This window comes from Kitasatospora sp. NPDC001547 (assembly GCF_042894165.1).
GTDB lineage: Bacteria > Actinomycetota > Actinomycetes > Streptomycetales > Streptomycetaceae > Kitasatospora.
In genome coordinates, this window is the sequence record NZ_JBIAVL010000017.1 from 135421 (window position 1) to 151342 (window position 15922).

At 73.0% G+C, this 15922-nt stretch carries 14 protein-coding genes; 11 read left to right on the forward strand and 3 right to left on the reverse strand.

Annotation, left to right across the window (positions count from 1 at the left end):
* Window positions 1-61 precede the first annotated feature (61 nt).
* Window positions 62-1318, reverse strand: coding sequence for a phosphoserine phosphatase SerB (gene serB, locus ACFY0X_RS27715; RefSeq protein ID WP_387758510.1), 1257 nt, complete (start codon window positions 1316-1318; stop codon window positions 62-64).
* Window positions 1319-1540: 222 nt separating this feature from the next.
* Between serB and ACFY0X_RS27720 the strand changes: the two genes are divergently transcribed.
* The 3 genes from ACFY0X_RS27720 (at window position 1541) to ACFY0X_RS27730 (ending at window position 6216) form a co-directional block, all read left to right on the forward strand.
* Window positions 1541-4135, forward strand: coding sequence for an FHA domain-containing protein (locus tag ACFY0X_RS27720; RefSeq protein ID WP_387758512.1), 2595 nt, complete (start codon window positions 1541-1543; stop codon window positions 4133-4135).
* 334 nt (window positions 4136-4469) lie between these two features.
* Window positions 4470-5567, forward strand: coding sequence for a GAF domain-containing sensor histidine kinase (locus ACFY0X_RS27725; RefSeq protein WP_387758538.1), 1098 nt, complete (start codon window positions 4470-4472; stop codon window positions 5565-5567).
* The gene (locus tag ACFY0X_RS27730) at window positions 5560-6216 is read left to right on the forward strand and encodes a response regulator (RefSeq protein ID WP_387758514.1); all 657 of its coding nucleotides are present in this window, start codon (window positions 5560-5562) and stop codon (window positions 6214-6216) included. Before ACFY0X_RS27725 ends, ACFY0X_RS27730 begins: the two co-directional genes overlap by 8 nt.
* Before the next feature lie 33 nt (window positions 6217-6249).
* Here the strand turns inward: ACFY0X_RS27730 and ACFY0X_RS27735 are convergent, their stop codons facing one another.
* Window positions 6250-7053, reverse strand: a complete 804-nt coding sequence (locus ACFY0X_RS27735) for a hypothetical protein (RefSeq protein ID WP_387758515.1) — start codon at window positions 7051-7053, stop codon at window positions 6250-6252.
* 150 nt (window positions 7054-7203) lie between these two features.
* Between ACFY0X_RS27735 and ACFY0X_RS27740 the strand changes: the two genes are divergently transcribed.
* From ACFY0X_RS27740 to ACFY0X_RS27770, 7 genes are all read left to right on the forward strand, one after another.
* Window positions 7204-7995, forward strand: coding sequence for an ABC transporter ATP-binding protein (locus tag ACFY0X_RS27740; RefSeq protein WP_097235722.1), 792 nt, complete (start codon window positions 7204-7206; stop codon window positions 7993-7995).
* Between the two features lie 120 nt (window positions 7996-8115).
* Window positions 8116-8538 (forward strand): NfeD family protein, encoded by a 423-nt coding sequence (locus tag ACFY0X_RS27745; protein ID WP_387758517.1) that lies wholly within the window; start codon window positions 8116-8118, stop codon window positions 8536-8538.
* Between the two features lie 10 nt (window positions 8539-8548).
* The gene (locus tag ACFY0X_RS27750) at window positions 8549-9598 is read left to right on the forward strand and encodes an SPFH domain-containing protein (protein WP_387758518.1); all 1050 of its coding nucleotides are present in this window, start codon (window positions 8549-8551) and stop codon (window positions 9596-9598) included.
* 206 nt (window positions 9599-9804) lie between these two features.
* Complete coding sequence (locus tag ACFY0X_RS27755) at window positions 9805-10563, forward strand: sulfite exporter TauE/SafE family protein (RefSeq protein ID WP_387758519.1); 759 nt, start codon at window positions 9805-9807, stop codon at window positions 10561-10563.
* 46 nt (window positions 10564-10609) lie between these two features.
* Window positions 10610-10789, forward strand: a complete 180-nt coding sequence (locus tag ACFY0X_RS27760; protein ID WP_387758521.1) for a DUF1272 domain-containing protein — start codon at window positions 10610-10612, stop codon at window positions 10787-10789.
* Window positions 10790-10852: 63 nt separating this feature from the next.
* Complete coding sequence (locus ACFY0X_RS27765; protein WP_387758522.1) at window positions 10853-11158, forward strand: 4a-hydroxytetrahydrobiopterin dehydratase; 306 nt, start codon at window positions 10853-10855, stop codon at window positions 11156-11158.
* Window positions 11159-11278: 120 nt separating this feature from the next.
* Window positions 11279-13324 (forward strand): PQQ-binding-like beta-propeller repeat protein, encoded by a 2046-nt coding sequence (locus tag ACFY0X_RS27770; protein ID WP_387758524.1) that lies wholly within the window; start codon window positions 11279-11281, stop codon window positions 13322-13324.
* A 115-nt stretch (window positions 13325-13439) separates the two neighbouring features.
* On the opposite strand, the gene ACFY0X_RS27775 is transcribed toward ACFY0X_RS27770, so the two are convergent.
* On the reverse strand, window positions 13440-13970 hold the full coding sequence (locus ACFY0X_RS27775) for an HNH endonuclease (protein ID WP_387758525.1): 531 nt from the start codon (window positions 13968-13970) through the stop codon (window positions 13440-13442).
* A gap of 292 nt (window positions 13971-14262) precedes the next feature.
* On the opposite strand from ACFY0X_RS27775, the gene tyrS reads away from it, so the two are divergent.
* On the forward strand, window positions 14263-15531 hold the full coding sequence (gene tyrS, locus ACFY0X_RS27780; RefSeq protein ID WP_387758540.1) for a tyrosine--tRNA ligase: 1269 nt from the start codon (window positions 14263-14265) through the stop codon (window positions 15529-15531).
* Window positions 15532-15922 lie beyond the last annotated feature (391 nt).

Here is a 15922-nt window from a genome sequence, read left to right on the forward strand (position 1 = left end):
CCTCGGGCGCGTCCGCGGCCGTGCGGGGCGGGGCCCACGCCACCGGCCGGGGCCGGGCCGTCTACTCGGTCGGGGTGCCGTGCAGCGCGTCGGCCGCCTCGACCTCCTCGCGGGTGATGCCCAGCAGGTACAGCACGGTGTCCAGGAAGGGCACGTTCACCGCCGTGTCGGCGGCCTCCCGCACCACCGGCTTGGCGTTGAACGCCACCCCGAGCCCGGCCGCGTTCAGCATGTCCAGGTCGTTGGCGCCGTCGCCGATCGCCACCGTCTGCTCCAGCGGCACCTTCGCCTGCTCGGCGAAGCGGGCCAGCCAGCGGGCCTTGCCCGCCCGGTCCACGATCTCGCCGACCACCCGGCCGGTGAACCGGCCGTCCACCACCTCCAGGGTGTTCGCCGCCGCGAAGTCCAGGCCCAGCTGCTCCACCAGGTGGTCGGTGACCTGGGTGAAACCGCCGGACACCACCGCGACCTGGTAGCCGAGGCGCTGGAGCGTACGGATCAGGGTGCGCGCGCCCGGCGTGAAGCGGACCTCGGCGCGGACCTTCTCGGTCACCGAGGCGTCCAGCCCGGCCAGCAGTGCCACCCGGGCCCGCAGCGACTCGGCGAAGTCCAGCTCGCCGCGCATCGCCGCCGCCGTCACCTCGGCGACCTCCTCCTCGCAGCCCGCGTGGGCGGCGAACAGCTCGATCACCTCGTCCTGGATGAGCGTGGAGTCGACGTCCATGACCACCAGGCGCTTGGCCCGGCGCTCCAGCCCGGCGGCGACCACCGCGACGTCCACCCGCTGGGTGGCCGCCTCCTGGGCCAGCGCGGCCCGCAGCTCGTCCGTGGCCACACCGGAGACGGCCAGCTCGACCGCCGTCACCGGGTACTTGGCGAGCCGGAAGACCCGGTCGATGTTGCCGCCCGAGGCGGTGATCCGGGAGGTGAGCGCGGAGACGGCGGCGGCGGTCAGCGGGTTGCCGAGCACCGTGACGTGCGAACGGCCCTCGCGGCGCGGCCGGTTGTCACCGATGCCGGAGAGGATCTCGGCCTGGAGCTTCTGCTCGTCGGCCCAGCGGTGGACGGTGGCCCGCAGCCCGCCCTCGGCGCCGGGCGAGGGGGGCGGGGTGATCAGGGCGCACAGCGTGATGCGGCCACGGGTGACGACCTGCTCGATGTCGATGACGTCGACGCCGAAGCCGGCCAGCGTCGCGAAGAGGCCGGCGGTGATGCCGGGGCGGTCCTTGCCGAACACCTTGACGAGCAGGGTGCGCTCGTCCGCGGTCCGGTGCTGGGCGGCGGGGAGGGGCTCAGCGGCCAGGGGCGATGCGTTCATGGTGGCTCCCACGCTACCGGGCGCCCGACGGCCCGGGGGCACCCGTCCCACCTCGCGGGACGGCACCGGCCGGGGCTCGGTCGCAGCCTGGTCACAGTCACCCGGGCCGACTTTCATCGGCGGTCGACGGGCTGGAATGATTCCCCCCGTCAGTCACAGGAACATCGCACCCCGGCCGGGGGCCACAATTCGGGGGAACCGAGAGAGCGGGGCAGGCGCGCAGTGCCGCAACTCGTCATTGAGATCAACGGACAGCAGCGGACTCTGGAGCCCGGGCGGTCCTACACCATCGGGCGCAACCCGCAGTCGGACTTCCCGTTCGACGACGCACGGGTGTCCTGGCACCACGGGACCATGAGCTTCAACGGCAGCGGATGGCAGCTGGACGACCACGGCAGCACCAACGGGACGTACGTGGCCGGCGCCCGCACCATGCAGGCCCAGCTGTTCCCCGGTGCCGTGGTCAACCTGGGCAACCCGGAGAACGGCCCCCGGCTCGGCTTCTCCGCACCCGCGCACGCCGCGGCTCCGCAGGCCGCCCCGATGCACGAGGCCGCCACCAGCCGCGGCCCGGTGCCCGCACCCCACCAGCCCGCCCCGCAGCAGGGCTGGCCGCAGCACGACCCGTACCAGCAGCCGCAGCAGGCCTGGCCGGGCCAGCCGCAGGCGCAGCCGCCGTTCCCGCAGCAGCAGTACGCGCCGCCGCAGGCCCAGCCGGCCCCGCAGCAGCCCCAGCACGGCGGCTTCCCGGAGCAGCAGGGCTTCCCGGCCCCGCCGCAGCACGGCGGCGGTCCCCAGCCGACCGTCATCCGCAACCTGACGTCGGCGATGCGCACCGTCCGGATCGGCCGTGCGCTCGACAACGACATCGTGGTGTCCGACCTCCAGGTCTCCCGCCACCACGCCGAGCTGCGCCAGCTCCCGGACGGCCGCTACGAGATCGTCGACCTCGGCAGCCACAACGGCATCTTCCTCAACGGCCAGCGCGTCCAGCGCCAGCTGATGGGGCCGCAGGACCGCCTGACCGTCGGTCACTCCGGCTTCGTCCTGGTCGGCGACCAGCTGCAGGAGTTCGTCGAGACCGGCGCCGTCTCCTTCTCCGCCCGCCACCTGACCGTCGAGGTCGAGCACAAGGGCGCCAAGAAGATCCTGCTCAACGACGTCAGCTTCGGCGTCCCGGAGAAGTCCCTGGTCGCGGTCATCGGCCCGTCCGGCTCCGGCAAGTCGACCCTGCTGCGCGCCCTCACCGGCTACCGCCCGGCCGACCGCGGCGACGTCCTGTACGACGGCCGCAACCTCTACAAGCAGTTCGCCGAACTGCGCTCGCGCATCGGCCTGGTGCCCCAGTCGGAGATCCTGCACAAGGAGCTCACCGTCCGCACCGGCCTCAAGTACGCGGCCCGGCTGCGCTTCCCCGGCGACACCGAGGCGCGCGAGCGCGAGGCCCGGATCGACGAGGTGCTGTACGAGCTGCGCCTGGACAAGCGCGCCGACAACAAGATCACCGCGCTCTCCGGCGGTCAGCAGAAGCGTGTCTCGGTCGCCCTGGAGCTGCTCACCAAGCCGTCGCTGATCTTCCTGGACGAGCCCACCTCGGGCCTCGACCCGGGCATGGACCGCGAGGTCATGCAGATGCTGCGCGGCCTCGCCGACGACGGCCGCACCATCCTGGTCGTCACCCACTCGGTGGCCGAACTCGCGCTCTGCGACCGGCTGCTGGTGATGGCTCCGGGCGGCTCGGTGGCCTACTTCGGCCCGCCGGACGAGGCGCTGCACTTCTTCGGGTACGAGACCTGGGCGGACGTCTTCCAGGCCTTCGAGAACTACCCCGACCACGACTGGGCCGGCCGCTACCGCGGCTCGGTGCACTACCAGCAGTACTCCGCCCCCGACGTGGAGTCGGGCGAGGCGAAGCACGTCCAGGTCGCCCAGGAGGCGATCCGCCCGCCCAAGCCGCAGAGCTGGGGCTCGCAGCTGTGGACGCTGATGCGCCGCTACATGTCGGTGCTCGCCTCGGACCGCGGCTTCCTGGCCCTGTCGGTGCTGCTGCCGGCGGTCATCGGCGCGGTCAGCGTGCTGATCCCCAACGAACCGGGGCTCGCGCCCAACCCCAAGACGCAGCTCCACCTCAACAGCGGCGCCGCGACGATCATGCTGATCCTGGCGATCGGCGCCTGCTTCTCCGGAGCGGCCAACTCGGTCCGCGAGTTGATCAAGGAACGGGCGATCTACGAGCGAGAACGAGCCACCGGGCTCTCCCGCTCGGCGTACATGATGTCCAAGATCATCGTGCTGGGCTTCTTCAGCGTGATCCAGGGCGCCATCATCTCCGCCGTCGGCTTCCTGCCGCGCAAGCTCCCCGAGACCGGCCTGATCGTCAAGAACCTGCCGGTCATCGAGATGACCCTCGGCATGATCCTGCTGAGCTTCGCCGCGATGATGTTCGGCCTGATGATCTCCGCGCTGGTGAAGACCGCCGAGAAGACCATGCCGCTGCTGGTCATGTTCGCCATCGTCCAGGTCGTCTTCACCGGCTGCCTCTTCCAGATCTTCAGCAAGCCCGGACTGGAGCAGGTCGCCTGGCTGATGCCGGCCCGCTGGGGCACCGGCATCGTGTCCACCACGCTCGACCTCTCCGTGCTCATGGGCCCCTGGAACAAGGACTTCCAGAACCCCAACTACGACCCGCTGTGGGAGCACAGCGTCGCCCAGTGGGCGATCGACGCCGGCGTGCTGATCGTCATCTCCGTCGTCATCGGCGTCATCGTGACCCGGCTCCAGCGCCGGCACGAGCCCGAGGTCATGCAGAAGGGCTGACCCCTTCTCCGACTCCGCCCGAGGGGCGGCCTCCCACCGGGGGGCCGCCCCTCGGGCGTTCCCGGCGTTCCCGGCGGTCGCGTCGCGGCCCGGGCGGTCGAGAGCGGTCCCGCCCGCCCCGGACGGCGCTCGGCGGCCCCGGGGCGGGCCCTGCGGCCTAGGTCCCTGGACCTGGGCCCGGAGCGGCCGGGGACGGACGCGGCGCCCGTCACGGCGGCGGTAGTTTGGCGGTATGCCCAGCACCACCGGAGACCACCGGGCCCACCACGGCCCGCTGCCCGCCTGCGAACCGTGCTTGTCCGGCATCGAGGCCGTCAGCCAGGCCCTGCTCGCCATGAGCCGGCACCTCGAGGTCCGTGAGGTGCTGCGCCGCATCACCGCCTCCGCCCGCGGACTGCTCGGCGCCGAGTACGCGGCCCTCGGCGTGCCCGACGACCACGGGGGCTTCGCCCAGTTCGTCGTCGACGGCGTCACCGACGAGCAGTGGCGGGCCATCGGCCCGCTGCCCCGGCAGCACGGCGTGCTCGGCGCGATGCTGCACGAGACCGGCCCCACCCGGCTCGTCGACGTCCGCAAGGCACCCGCCTTCGAGGGGTGGCCCGCGGCCCACCCCGACATGGACGCCTTCCTGGGCATGCCGATCCTGGACACCGACGCGGCCGAGGACGAGCCGCAGGTGATGGGCGTCATCTTCCTCGCCAACAAGCGCGGCGGCGGCCTCTTCACCGACCACGACGAGGAACTGCTGCGGATCCTCGCCGCGCACGCCGCCCTCGCCCTGTCCAACGCCCGGCTGTACGAGCGCAGCCGCGAACTCACCCTGGCCGGCGAGCGGGCCCGGATCGCCCACGACCTCCATGACGCCGTCTCACAGAAGCTCTTCTCGCTCCGGCTCACGGCCAAGGCGGCCGCCAAGCTCGTCGACCGCGACCCGGTCCGGGCCCGCGCCGAGCTCGCCGAGGTCGCCCGGCTGGCCGCCGAGGCGGCCGACGAACTGCGCGCCGTCGTCGTGGAACTGCGGCCCGCCGCCCTGGAGGAGGACGGGCTCAGCGCCACCCTCGCCTCCCAGGTGCAGGTCCTCGACCGGGCGCACACCGCCGACGTCGCCTTCGCCGCCGACGGCGTCCGGGCACTGCCGCCCGCCCAGGAGGCCGCGCTGCTGAGAGTCGCCCAGGAGGCGCTGCACAACGCGCTGCGCCACTCCGGCGCCCGCCGGGTCACCGTCACGCTGGCCGGGACACCGGCCCGCGGCGCGCTGCTGCGGGTGCACGACGACGGGCGCGGCTTCGACCCGGAGTCCGTCCGCCGGGCCGGCCGCCACCTCGGCCTGGCCTCGATGCGCGACCGCGCGGCCGCCGTCGGCGGCACGCTCACCCTGGAGTCGGCCCCCGGCCGGGGGACGCTCGTCGAGATGGAGGTCCCCGGTGCCTGAGAGCACACCGTCGATCCGCGTCCTGCTGGTCGACGACCACCAGGTGGTCCGGCGCGGACTGCGCACCTTCCTGGAGGTCCAGGACGACATCGAGGTGGTCGGCGAGGCCGCCGACGGGGCGGAGGGCATCGAGCGGGCCCGTGAACTCGACCCCGACGTCGTCCTGATGGACCTCAAGATGCCCGGCGTCGACGGCATCGAGGCGCTGCGCACGCTCAAGGGGGAGGGCAGCCGGGCCCGGATCCTGATCGTCACCAGCTTCACCGAGCACCGCACGATGGTCCCCGCGCTGCGGGCCGGAGCGGCCGGGTACGTCTACAAGGACGTGGACCCGGAGGCGCTGGCCGGGGCGATCCGCTCGGTGCACGCCGGCCACGTCCTGCTCCAGCCCGAACTGGCCGAGGCGCTGCTCTCCGACGACGGCCCGCGCGCGCCGCAGGGCCGCGGCGGCACGCTCACCGAGCGCGAGCGCGAGGTGCTCGGCCACATCGCCGACGGCCGCTCCAACCGGGAGATCGCCCGCAGCCTGCACCTCTCGGAGAAGACGGTGAAGACCCACGTGTCCAACATCCTCATGAAGCTGGACCTGGCCGACCGCACCCAGGCGGCACTCTGGGCCGTCCGCCACGGCGCGACCCGGGAGGGGTAGCGCGCGCGACGGCGGCCCCGGACCCGGCGCGCCTCAGCGGTCGTCCCGCTCGTCGACGAGGGCGTTGTAGGCGGCCACCTGGGCGCGCCGGGCGGTGCGCCGCAGCGGGGCCAGGACGGACTGGCGGGCCGCCATCTCCGAGGCGCTGACGGCGGCGCCGTGCCCGCCGGAGGCGATGGCCAGCAGCGCGGACACCTGACGGGCCGACTCCAGGACCCGGACGGCCCGGGGCGGGTAGCCGGGGGCGAGCAGCTCGCCGTGGCCGCGGCGGCGGTAGGCGTCCAGCGCGCGCAGGGCCTCGGGCCCGGCACCGGCCACGTCGAGGCGGGTGAGCAGCACGGTCGCCTCCCGCAGCCCGTCCGCCAGCTCCCGCTCGGCCTCGTGCAGCGAGGGAACGTCCGCCGGAGGGGCGTCGTCGACCTCGGAACAGCGCCACAGCACGGTGGCCGAGCGGTCGCCGGCCGGGCCGTACACCTCCACCTCCGGCACCAGCCCGAGCGGCGCGCCCACGGCCAGGACGGCCTCGCCCGCGTCCATGGCCCGCTCGTTGAACGCCTTCGGACCGGTCAGCCCGATCGGGTGCCCGGCCGAGGGCAGCGCGAGCCGCAGGCCCCGCACGCCGAGCACCCGCAGCCGCCCCAGCGCCCAGGTCAGCCCGTGCCGCTCGCCGGGCTCGTCACCGGGCAGCCCGGTCACCCGGTGGACCTCGTCCGAGCCCAGGACGGCCGCGGCGGCGTCGTCCGGCGGCACCAGGCCCGCCAGCAGGGCGTTGCCCCATGCGGTGAGCCGCCCCGAACGGGGCTCTTCGTACGGATTGTCGGCAGGAGTCACGAGCATCCGGCCAGCCTACGGAATCGGCGGTCATCCGCGTGGCGTAGGTTTGCCCATGCGTGTGCGGCGCACTTACCCCGTGCCCACCGGCCGCCGGAGTAGGCTCGCCGCCCGCACCGACGGCCGAGAATCTTGTTTTTTGGGGAAGGCATAGGCATGAGCGACGTGCTGGAGCTGGTGGACGTATCCGTGGTCCGGGAGGGGCGCGCGCTGGTCGACCAGGTCTCGTGGTCCATCTCCGAGGGCGAGCGCTGGGTCATTCTGGGCCCGAACGGCGCCGGCAAGACCACGCTGTTGCAGATCGCCTCCTCGTACCTGTTCCCGACCTCGGGCAAGGTCACGGTGCTGGGCGAGAAGCTCGGCGAGATCGACGTCTTCGAGCTGCGCTCCCGGATCGGCCTGGCCGGTGCCGCGATGTTCGACAAGCTGCCGGCCGAGCAGACCGTGCTCCAGACCGTCCTCACCGCCGCGTACGGCATGACGGTCAGCTGGCAGGAGACCTACGAGCAGTCGGACGAGGGCCGGGCCCTCGCCCTGCTCGACCGCCTCGGCATGGCCGGCCTCACCGACCGCAAGTTCGGCACCCTCTCCGAGGGCGAGCGCAAGCGCACCCTGATCGCCCGCGCCCTGATGACCGACCCCGAGCTGCTGCTGCTCGACGAGCCGGCCGCCGGCCTGGACCTCGGCGGCCGCGAGGACCTGGTCCGCCGGCTCGGCGCGCTCGCCCAGGACGAGTTCGCCCCGGCGATGGCGATGGTCACCCACCACGTCGAGGAGATCGCGCCCGGCTTCACCCACGTCCTGATGATCCGTCAGGGGAAGGTGCTCACCGCCGGCCCGATCGACACCGAGCTGACCGCCCGCAACCTCTCCAAGTGCTTCGGCCTGCCGCTGACCCTGGAGCGGCACGGAGACCGCTGGTCGGCCCAGGGTCTGCCGCTGGGCTGACACCCCGTCCGTCCGCCCTCCGGAAGGCCGTCGGGAACCGGTCGTACGCGCGACCGGTTTCCGCCCCTCGACCTGCGGGAACTGTCCGCCTCGAAGGCCTTCGCTCCCTAGGATGGACGTGTGGACAGCTGGATCTGGTGGCTCCTGGCCGCCGCAGGGCTCGGCATACCGCTGGTGCTGACCGCGATGCCGGAGTTCGCCATGTTCGCGGTCGGGGCGCTGGCCGCCTCCGGCGTGGCCGCACTGGGCGGGGGAGTGGTCCTGGAGACCGTGACCTTCGTCCTCGTCTCGGTCGCCCTGGTGGCGTTCGTCCGCCCGATCGCCTACCGGCAGCTCCAGCGGGGCCCGCAGGTCAAGATGGGCATCGAGGCGCTCCAGGGCGCCACCGCGGTCGTCGCGGAAACCGTCGACGGGGAGGGCGGGCGGATCAAGCTGAACGGCGAGATCTGGTCGGCCCGTGCGCTCCACCCGGGCCAGGTGTACCAGCCCGGGCAGCAGGTCGACGTCGTCGAAATCCAGGGCGCGACCGCCCTGGTCGTCTAGGGGAGAGTCCGTGGAACCCGTCCTTATCGTTTTGGTCGTCCTGGTCGTGGTGGCCTTCATCGCGCTGATCAAGACGATCCAGGTCATCCCGCAGGCCAGCGCCGCGATCGTGGAGCGCTTCGGCCGCTACACCCGGACGCTCAACGCGGGGCTGAACATCGTCGTCCCGTTCATCGACCGGGTCCGCAACCGGATCGACCTGCGCGAGCAGGTCGTGCCGTTCCCGCCCCAGCCGGTGATCACCCAGGACAACCTGGTCGTCAACATCGACACCGTCATCTACTACCAGGTGACCGACCCCCGCGCCGCGACCTACGAGGTCGCCAGCTACATCCAGGCGATCGAGCAGCTCACCGTCACCACCCTGCGCAACATCATCGGCTCGATGGACCTGGAGTCCACCCTGACCTCGCGCGAGGTCATCAACGCCGGCCTGCGCGGCGTCCTGGACGAGGCCACCGGCAAGTGGGGCATCCGGGTCAACCGGGTCGAGCTGAAGGCGATCGAGCCGCCGACCTCCATCCAGGACTCGATGGAGAAGCAGATGCGCGCCGACCGCGACAAGCGCGCCGCGATCCTCACCGCCGAAGGCCAGCGCCAGGCCCAGATCCTCAAGGCCGAGGGTGAGAAGCAGGCCGAGGTGCTCAAGGCCGAGGGTGAGGCGCAGGCCGCGGTGCTGCGCGCGGACGGTGAGGCGGCCGCGATCCGGACGGTCTTCGAGGCCATCCACGACGGCGACGCCGACCAGAAGCTGCTCGCCTACCAGTACCTCCAGACCCTGCCCGAGCTGGCCAAGGGCGACTCCAACAAGCTGTGGATCATCCCCAGCGAGGTCGGCGACGCGCTCAAGGGCCTCGGCGGCGCCTTCACCGGCCTGACCGGCAACGGCGGCGTGAACGGCGGCGCGGTCGCGGCGCCCAGCGTCCCGCAGACGGCCCCGGCGGCCACCCAGGTGCCGCTGGACCCGGCGTCCGGCCCGCGGCCGGTGGACACCGAGAAGGGCGCCGCCCGCCCCCGGGTGGACCCGGCGCGGGAGTACCCGAAGATCGACCCGGAGTGACGGCTCGGACCGTGCCGGCGCGTGTCTGACGGTTCGCCTCGGATCAGGGCCCGTCGCCGGGAGGCGGCGGGCCCTCGGCCTGTCGCGGCGCCGGCCCGGGCGGACCGGGCGCTGTGGCGTGCGTCCCGAATCGTGGGAGGGTCTGGTCGGGCCGTACGGCCGTCCGGCATGATCCCCTCGGACAGGACCGAGAGGAGAGCCGACCCATGACGCTCTGGGAGTCGATCGCCGTCCTGGTGGCGGGCGTCGGTGCCGGGATGATCAACGTGATCGTCGGTTCCGGCACCCTGATCACCTTCCCGGTCCTGCTCGCCGTCGGCATCCCCCCGGTCACCGCCAACGTCTCCAACGCCTTCGGCCTGGTCCCCGGCTCGCTCAGCGGCGTGATCGGGTACCGCCGTGAACTGGCCGACCAGGGCCGCCGCGTGCTGCGGATGGGCACCGCCTCGCTGCTCGGCGGGCTGCTCGGCGCGCTGCTGCTGGTCAGGCTGCCGAGCGGGGCCTTCGACGCGATCGTCCCGGCGCTGATCCTGCTCGCGCTCGTCCTGGTGGTGGTCCAGCCCCGGGTGGCCAAGGCCGTCGCGGCCCGCCGCCGCCCCGACGGCGATCCGGACGGCGGCCCGGTGCTGCTGGTCGGCGTGTTCCTGACCGGCATCTACGGCGGCTACTTCGGCGCCGCGCAGGGCGTGCTGCTGATGGCGCTGATGGGCATGCTGCTCCAGGAGGAGCTCCAGCGGATCAACGCGGTGAAGAACGCCCTGGCGATGATCGTCAACGCGGTCGCAGCGCTCTTCTTCCTCTTCACCTCGACCGTGAACTGGGCCGCCGCCGGGCTGATCGCGGCGGGCTCGCTGGTCGGCGGTCTGCTCGGCGCCAAGGTCGGCCGCCGGCTCCCGCCGACCGCGCTGCGCGCCGTCATCGTGGTGGTCGGCCTGGTGGCCGTCACCAAGCTGTTGCTGAGCTGAACGGACGTCAGACCGTCTGACCGTCCGCACATCGGAGGAGTACGCCATGGCCCTGGAGATGCGTGAGCGCTGCGAGCGCTGCGAGGTGTCGCTGACCGCGGACGGCGGCGCCTCGATATGTTCCTACGAGTGCACCTTCTGCCCGGACTGCACCGAGGCCATGGCCGGCGCCTGCCCCAACTGCGGCGGCGAGCTGGTGGTCCGTCCGCGCCGGAAGGCCGCCTGACACCGGACCCCGGACCTCCCGGGGCCCGGTACCCCGGACCGACGACCCACCAGGAGCGCGGCGATGAGCAGCAGGGCACGGCTGAGCGAGGACGAGATCACGGCGGCCCTGGCGGCGCTGCCGCAGTGGGAGCGGGAGGGCGGCAGCATCGTCCGGACCGCCGCCGCCCCGGACTTCCCGGCCGCGATCCGGGTGGTCGGCGCCGTCGCCGAGCAGGCCGAGGCGCTCGACCACCACCCCGACATCGACATCCGCTGGCGCACCCTGCGCTTCGTGCTGTCCACCCACAGCGCCGGCGGCCTCACCGGTCTGGACCTCACCCTCGCCGCCCGGATCGACGAGGCCCTGCGCGCCGAGTCGGCCGGCTGACCGACCGTACGGCCGGAAGCGGGGGACCCGGACGACCGAGGGCCCGGGCCGCGCCCCCGGGCGGGCGTGAGATGCTGACTGCCGCATCGGCAGGCAGGCGGCTCGGGAGGGACGGAACGGATGGCGCAGGAGCCCTTCGGAGACGCCCACCCCCGACAGCCCTGGCCGCCCCGGAGTGACGCGGACTGGCCGAACGGCGGGTACGGGGGGTACGCCGAGCAGCAGCAGGCGCCGGAGCAGCCGTCGCCGTGGCAGCCGCAGGCGGGTCACGGCCCGGCGGAGTACGGGCAGCAGCAGCCGCAGGCCGGCCAGGGCGACCAGGTCGGCTACGGGCACTCCGGTTACGACCACGGCGGGTACGGGCAGGGCGGGTACGGGCAGGGCGGCTACGGGCACTCCGGTTACGACCAGAGCGGCTACGGGCACGCCGGTTACGACCAGGGCGGGCACGGCCGGACCGGCCAGGCCGAGGGCGGCTACGTCCAGGGCCAGTACGGCGAGCAGGGGCAGTACCAGCCGTATCCGCCGTACCAGGACCACCCGCTGCAGCACCAGCCGTACGCGCCGTACGCCGCCGCGCAGCAGCCCGCCGGTGACGGGCTGTACGTCCCGGCGGGGGCGGAGTACTCGGCGGACGGCTACGTGCACATCGAGGAGGCCGAGCCGGCGCCCGCGCCCGTCCCCGAGGAGCCCGCCGAGACCTCTCCGCAGGCCCCCGGCGTGACGGCCGAGCCCGTCGCGCCGTCGCGGGCCGCCGCCCGCCGGGGCGCCGGCGGCGGTTCCGGCACCGCCGCGGGCTCCGGCTCCGCACTCTCCGCCAGGGCCCGGAAGGCCGCCGGCGCGGTGCTGACCGGCGATCACGTGCCCAGTCGCAAGGCCCTGCTGGTGCGGACCGGCGCCGGGGTGGCCGCGCTGGGCGTGCTGGCGGTGGCCGGGCTGATGGTCGGCACCGAGGGCGGCGGCAGCGCGGCGGCGAGCAGCGGCGGTGAGCCGGGCTTCGCGGTGGCGCACACCCGGGCGTGGGCCGCGCAGCCCGCCGCGGCCGGTCCTGCCGGGGGCGACGACACGCTGGTCGGCAGCTGGCCGCTGGCCGACGCGGTGGTCCGGGCCGACGGCTCCGGGGTGCACGCGTACGACCGGGCGGGCGGCAAGCTCGCCTGGTCGGTGGAGCCGCCGGCCGCCGGGGCCGTCCCGTGCGGGCTGTCGGCGGGGGTGAACCAGGCGGGCCTGGGCGCGGCGCTGTTCCGTCCGCAGGCCGATCCGAAGAGCCCCTGCACGCTGGTGGTCGCCGTGGACACCAAGACCGGCAGGACCGCCTGGACCAAGGCCCTCTCGGACGCCAAGGGCGCCTACTCGGCCCGGGTCGGCGTCACCGAGGACAAGGTGATCGCGGTCGGCGACGACCGGGTGCTGGCCTGGGAGTCGGCCGACGGGAAGGACGTCTGGCAGTACACCGGCCAGGGCAAGTTCTGCACGCTGTCCGGCGGGGTCAGCGGCAAGACGGTGCTGGTCGCCTCCTCCTGCGCCGACTCGACCCCCGCGGACCAGGCCGTCGCGCTGAACACCGCCGACGGCAAGGTCAGTTGGTGGCGGGGCCTGAACAACCAGCCGAAGACGGTGACCGTGCTGTCCGCCGAGCCGGCCGTCGTCCTCACCACCGGCGAGAAGCCGGAGAACGACCGGGTGTTCGCCTGGGGCACCGCCGGCGACCCGGCCGCCGAGATCCCGGTGGCCGTCGACGGCGGCCGGCTGGACGTCGCCCACGGTACGTTTTCGGCCACTCCCGGCGTGTACTTCGAGGGCCGCACGATGGTCACCACCCTGACTCCGCCGAACGGCGGCGGGCAGGTGGCCGCGGTCGGCTACGACCTGGACACCGGCAAGCAGCGCTGGAAGGTGCCGACCGCCGCCAAGGGCGCCGTCCGGGCCGTCGGCATCGACGGCGGGTCGCTGGTGCTCGCCGCCGACGAACGCCGCGACCAGCCCGCCCGCCTCAGCCGGTTCCCGCTGGCGGGCGGCCAGGAGGCCACCGGCGGCAACTTCCCCTCCGGCACCGGATCGCTGCTGATCTCCGGACGGGTGCTGATCGGCGGCGGGCAGGTGGTCGTGGTGCCCGAGCACTCGACCAACTACGGCACGGCGGCGGGGTACCAGGCGAAGGACTGACGCCTTCCGCCCTGCCTGCTCCACGCCCGCCGCCGTCACCGCCGTCACCGCCGTTGCCGGCCGCCGTCCGTCGCCTCCAGTCGCTTTCAGTCGCCGGGTGTCGTCGGATGTGTGCTCAGGCCGCCGAGACGGGCCGGCCCGGTACGACCGGCAGCCAGTCGGCGAGGTCGCGGACCTCCGAGCTGCGCAGACCGAGCGCCAGCATCAGGCTGGCCTGCGGCGTCGGCTCGAACGGGCGGCGCAGCAGCTTCATCCCGGCCTGCTCCGGCGTGCGGTCCGCCTTGCGCTGGTTGTCCTCCGCGCACGCGGCGACGGTGTTGATCCAGCTGTCGGCACCACCGCGCGACCTGGGCTGGAGGTGGTCCACCGTGGTGGCCCGCCGCCCGCAGTACGCGCAGAGGTGCTGGTCCCGGGCCAGGACACCCCGCCGCGACCACGGAGCCCGTTGTCGGAACGGCACCCGTACGTACCGTTGCAGTCTGATCACCCGCGGCACCGGGACGGCCACGCCCGTCCCCCGGATCGAGCGCAGCGGATGCGCCTGCTCCACCACCGCCTTGTCCTGGAGCACCAGGACGACGGCGCGCTGGAGCGACACCGTCGTCAGGGGCTCGTAGCTCGCGTTCAGAACCAGCGTGTTGCGCACTCGGCACACCCTTCCCGCGGGCGTGCCACGGCGGCACGACCGTCTCCACACACGTCACTGCCGCCGCACGGCGGTGGAACCACTCTGAATGGGCCCGCAGCCGTCGAACAACGGAATTTCCGGTATCGGGGAGGGGCCGGGGGACGGACGCCGCCCGACCGGTGTGGCGCCTCGGGGGAAACTCGCTGGCCGGGACCGCGTAGGCTCTATCAGGCTGGAGTCGTACCGACCCGGGGCCCGACCGAACCGGGCCGGCACTGGGCGGACGCCCGATCGAAGGAGAAGCGTGACCGTGACGGACATCGTCGACGAGCTGCGGTGGCGTGGGCTGATCGCCCTGTCCACCGACGAGGACGCACTGCGCAAGGCGTTCGCGGACGGCCCGGTCACGTTCTATTGCGGCTTCGACCCGACGGCCCCCAGCCTGCACCTCGGCAACCTGGTGCAGATCCTCACCATGCGCCGCATCCAGCAGGCGGGGAACCTCCCGCTCGGCCTGGTCGGGGGCGCCACGGGCCTGATCGGCGACCCGAAGCCCACCGCCGAGCGCGTGCTCAACGACCCCGAGACGGTGGCCGGCTGGGTCGAGCGGCTGCGCGGCCAGATCTCGCGCTTCCTGGACTTCGACGGCCCGTACGCGGCGCGCATGGTCAACAACCTGGACTGGACGTCCGGGATGTCGGCGATCAGCCTGCTGCGTGACGTGGGCAAGTACTTCCGGGTCAACAACATGATCGCCAAGGAGGCCGTCGCCCGACGGCTCAACTCCGACGCGGGCATCAGCTACACCGAGTTCAGCTACCAGATCCTCCAGGGCATGGACTACCTGGAGCTGAACCGCCGCTACGGCTGCACGCTGCAGACCGGCGGCAGCGACCAGTGGGGCAACCTCACCGCCGGCACGGACCTGATCCGCAAGGCCGACGGCAAGTCCGTCCACGCGCTGGCCACGCCGCTGATCGTCAAGGCCGACGGCACCAAGTTCGGCAAGACCGAGTCCGGCACGGTCTGGCTCGACCCCGAGCTGACCACCCCGTACGCCTTCTACCAGTTCTGGCTGAACGCGGACGACCGGGACGTCTCCAACTTCCTGCGGATCTTCAGCTTCCGCTCGAAGGAGGAGATCGAGGAGCTGGAGCGCGAGACCACCGAGCGCCCCGCCGCCCGCCTCGCCCAGCGGGCCCTCGCCGAGGAGCTCACCACGCTGGTGCACGGCGCGGAGCAGTACGAGCGCGCGGTCGCCGCGTCCAAGGCGCTGTTCGGTCAGGGCGACCTCGCCGACCTGGAGGCCCCGACCCTGGCCGCCGCCCTGGCCGAGGTCCCGAAGGCCGAGGTGACCGAGCTCCAGACGGTGGTCGACCTGCTGGTCGCCGTCGGCCTGTCGCCGAGCCGCTCGGCCGCCCGTCGGACGATCAAGGAAGGCGGCGCCTACCTCAACAACGTCAAGGTGACGGACGAGGAGGCAGTGCCGTCCGAGGCCGACCTGCTGCACGGCCGCTGGCTCGTGCTGCGGCGCGGCAAGCGGAACCTGGCGGCGGCGGAGCTGGTCGCCGCCGGCTGACGCTTGGCGCGCTTGGCTGAGAACGCACCCGCTCTGAGCTGCGGCTTTGAGCCCCGAGGGCCGGATCTGGACAGATCCGGCCCTCGGGGTTTGACGGTGTCGTCCCGATGGCCTAGTGTTGAACGAGTCGCTGGAGCGGCCATCCACTCAGCTCGACCCACCCTCACCCCGGTCCCCATGAAAATGGGCTCATTGGCGTTCCCGTCAACCAGGGTGAGTGTGAATTTCGAGTGACACTCGGAATGAGCTAAAGTGGTGGACGTCGCGAAAGTGGCCCCGGCCAGTTCGGGAAATCGGATGAATGAAACTCCGGAAAACGGGGCGGAAAACGTCTGATAAGCTGGAAACACGAAAGAACGAAGCCCGGAGGGCCTGCTGGAAGGCGGCTCGA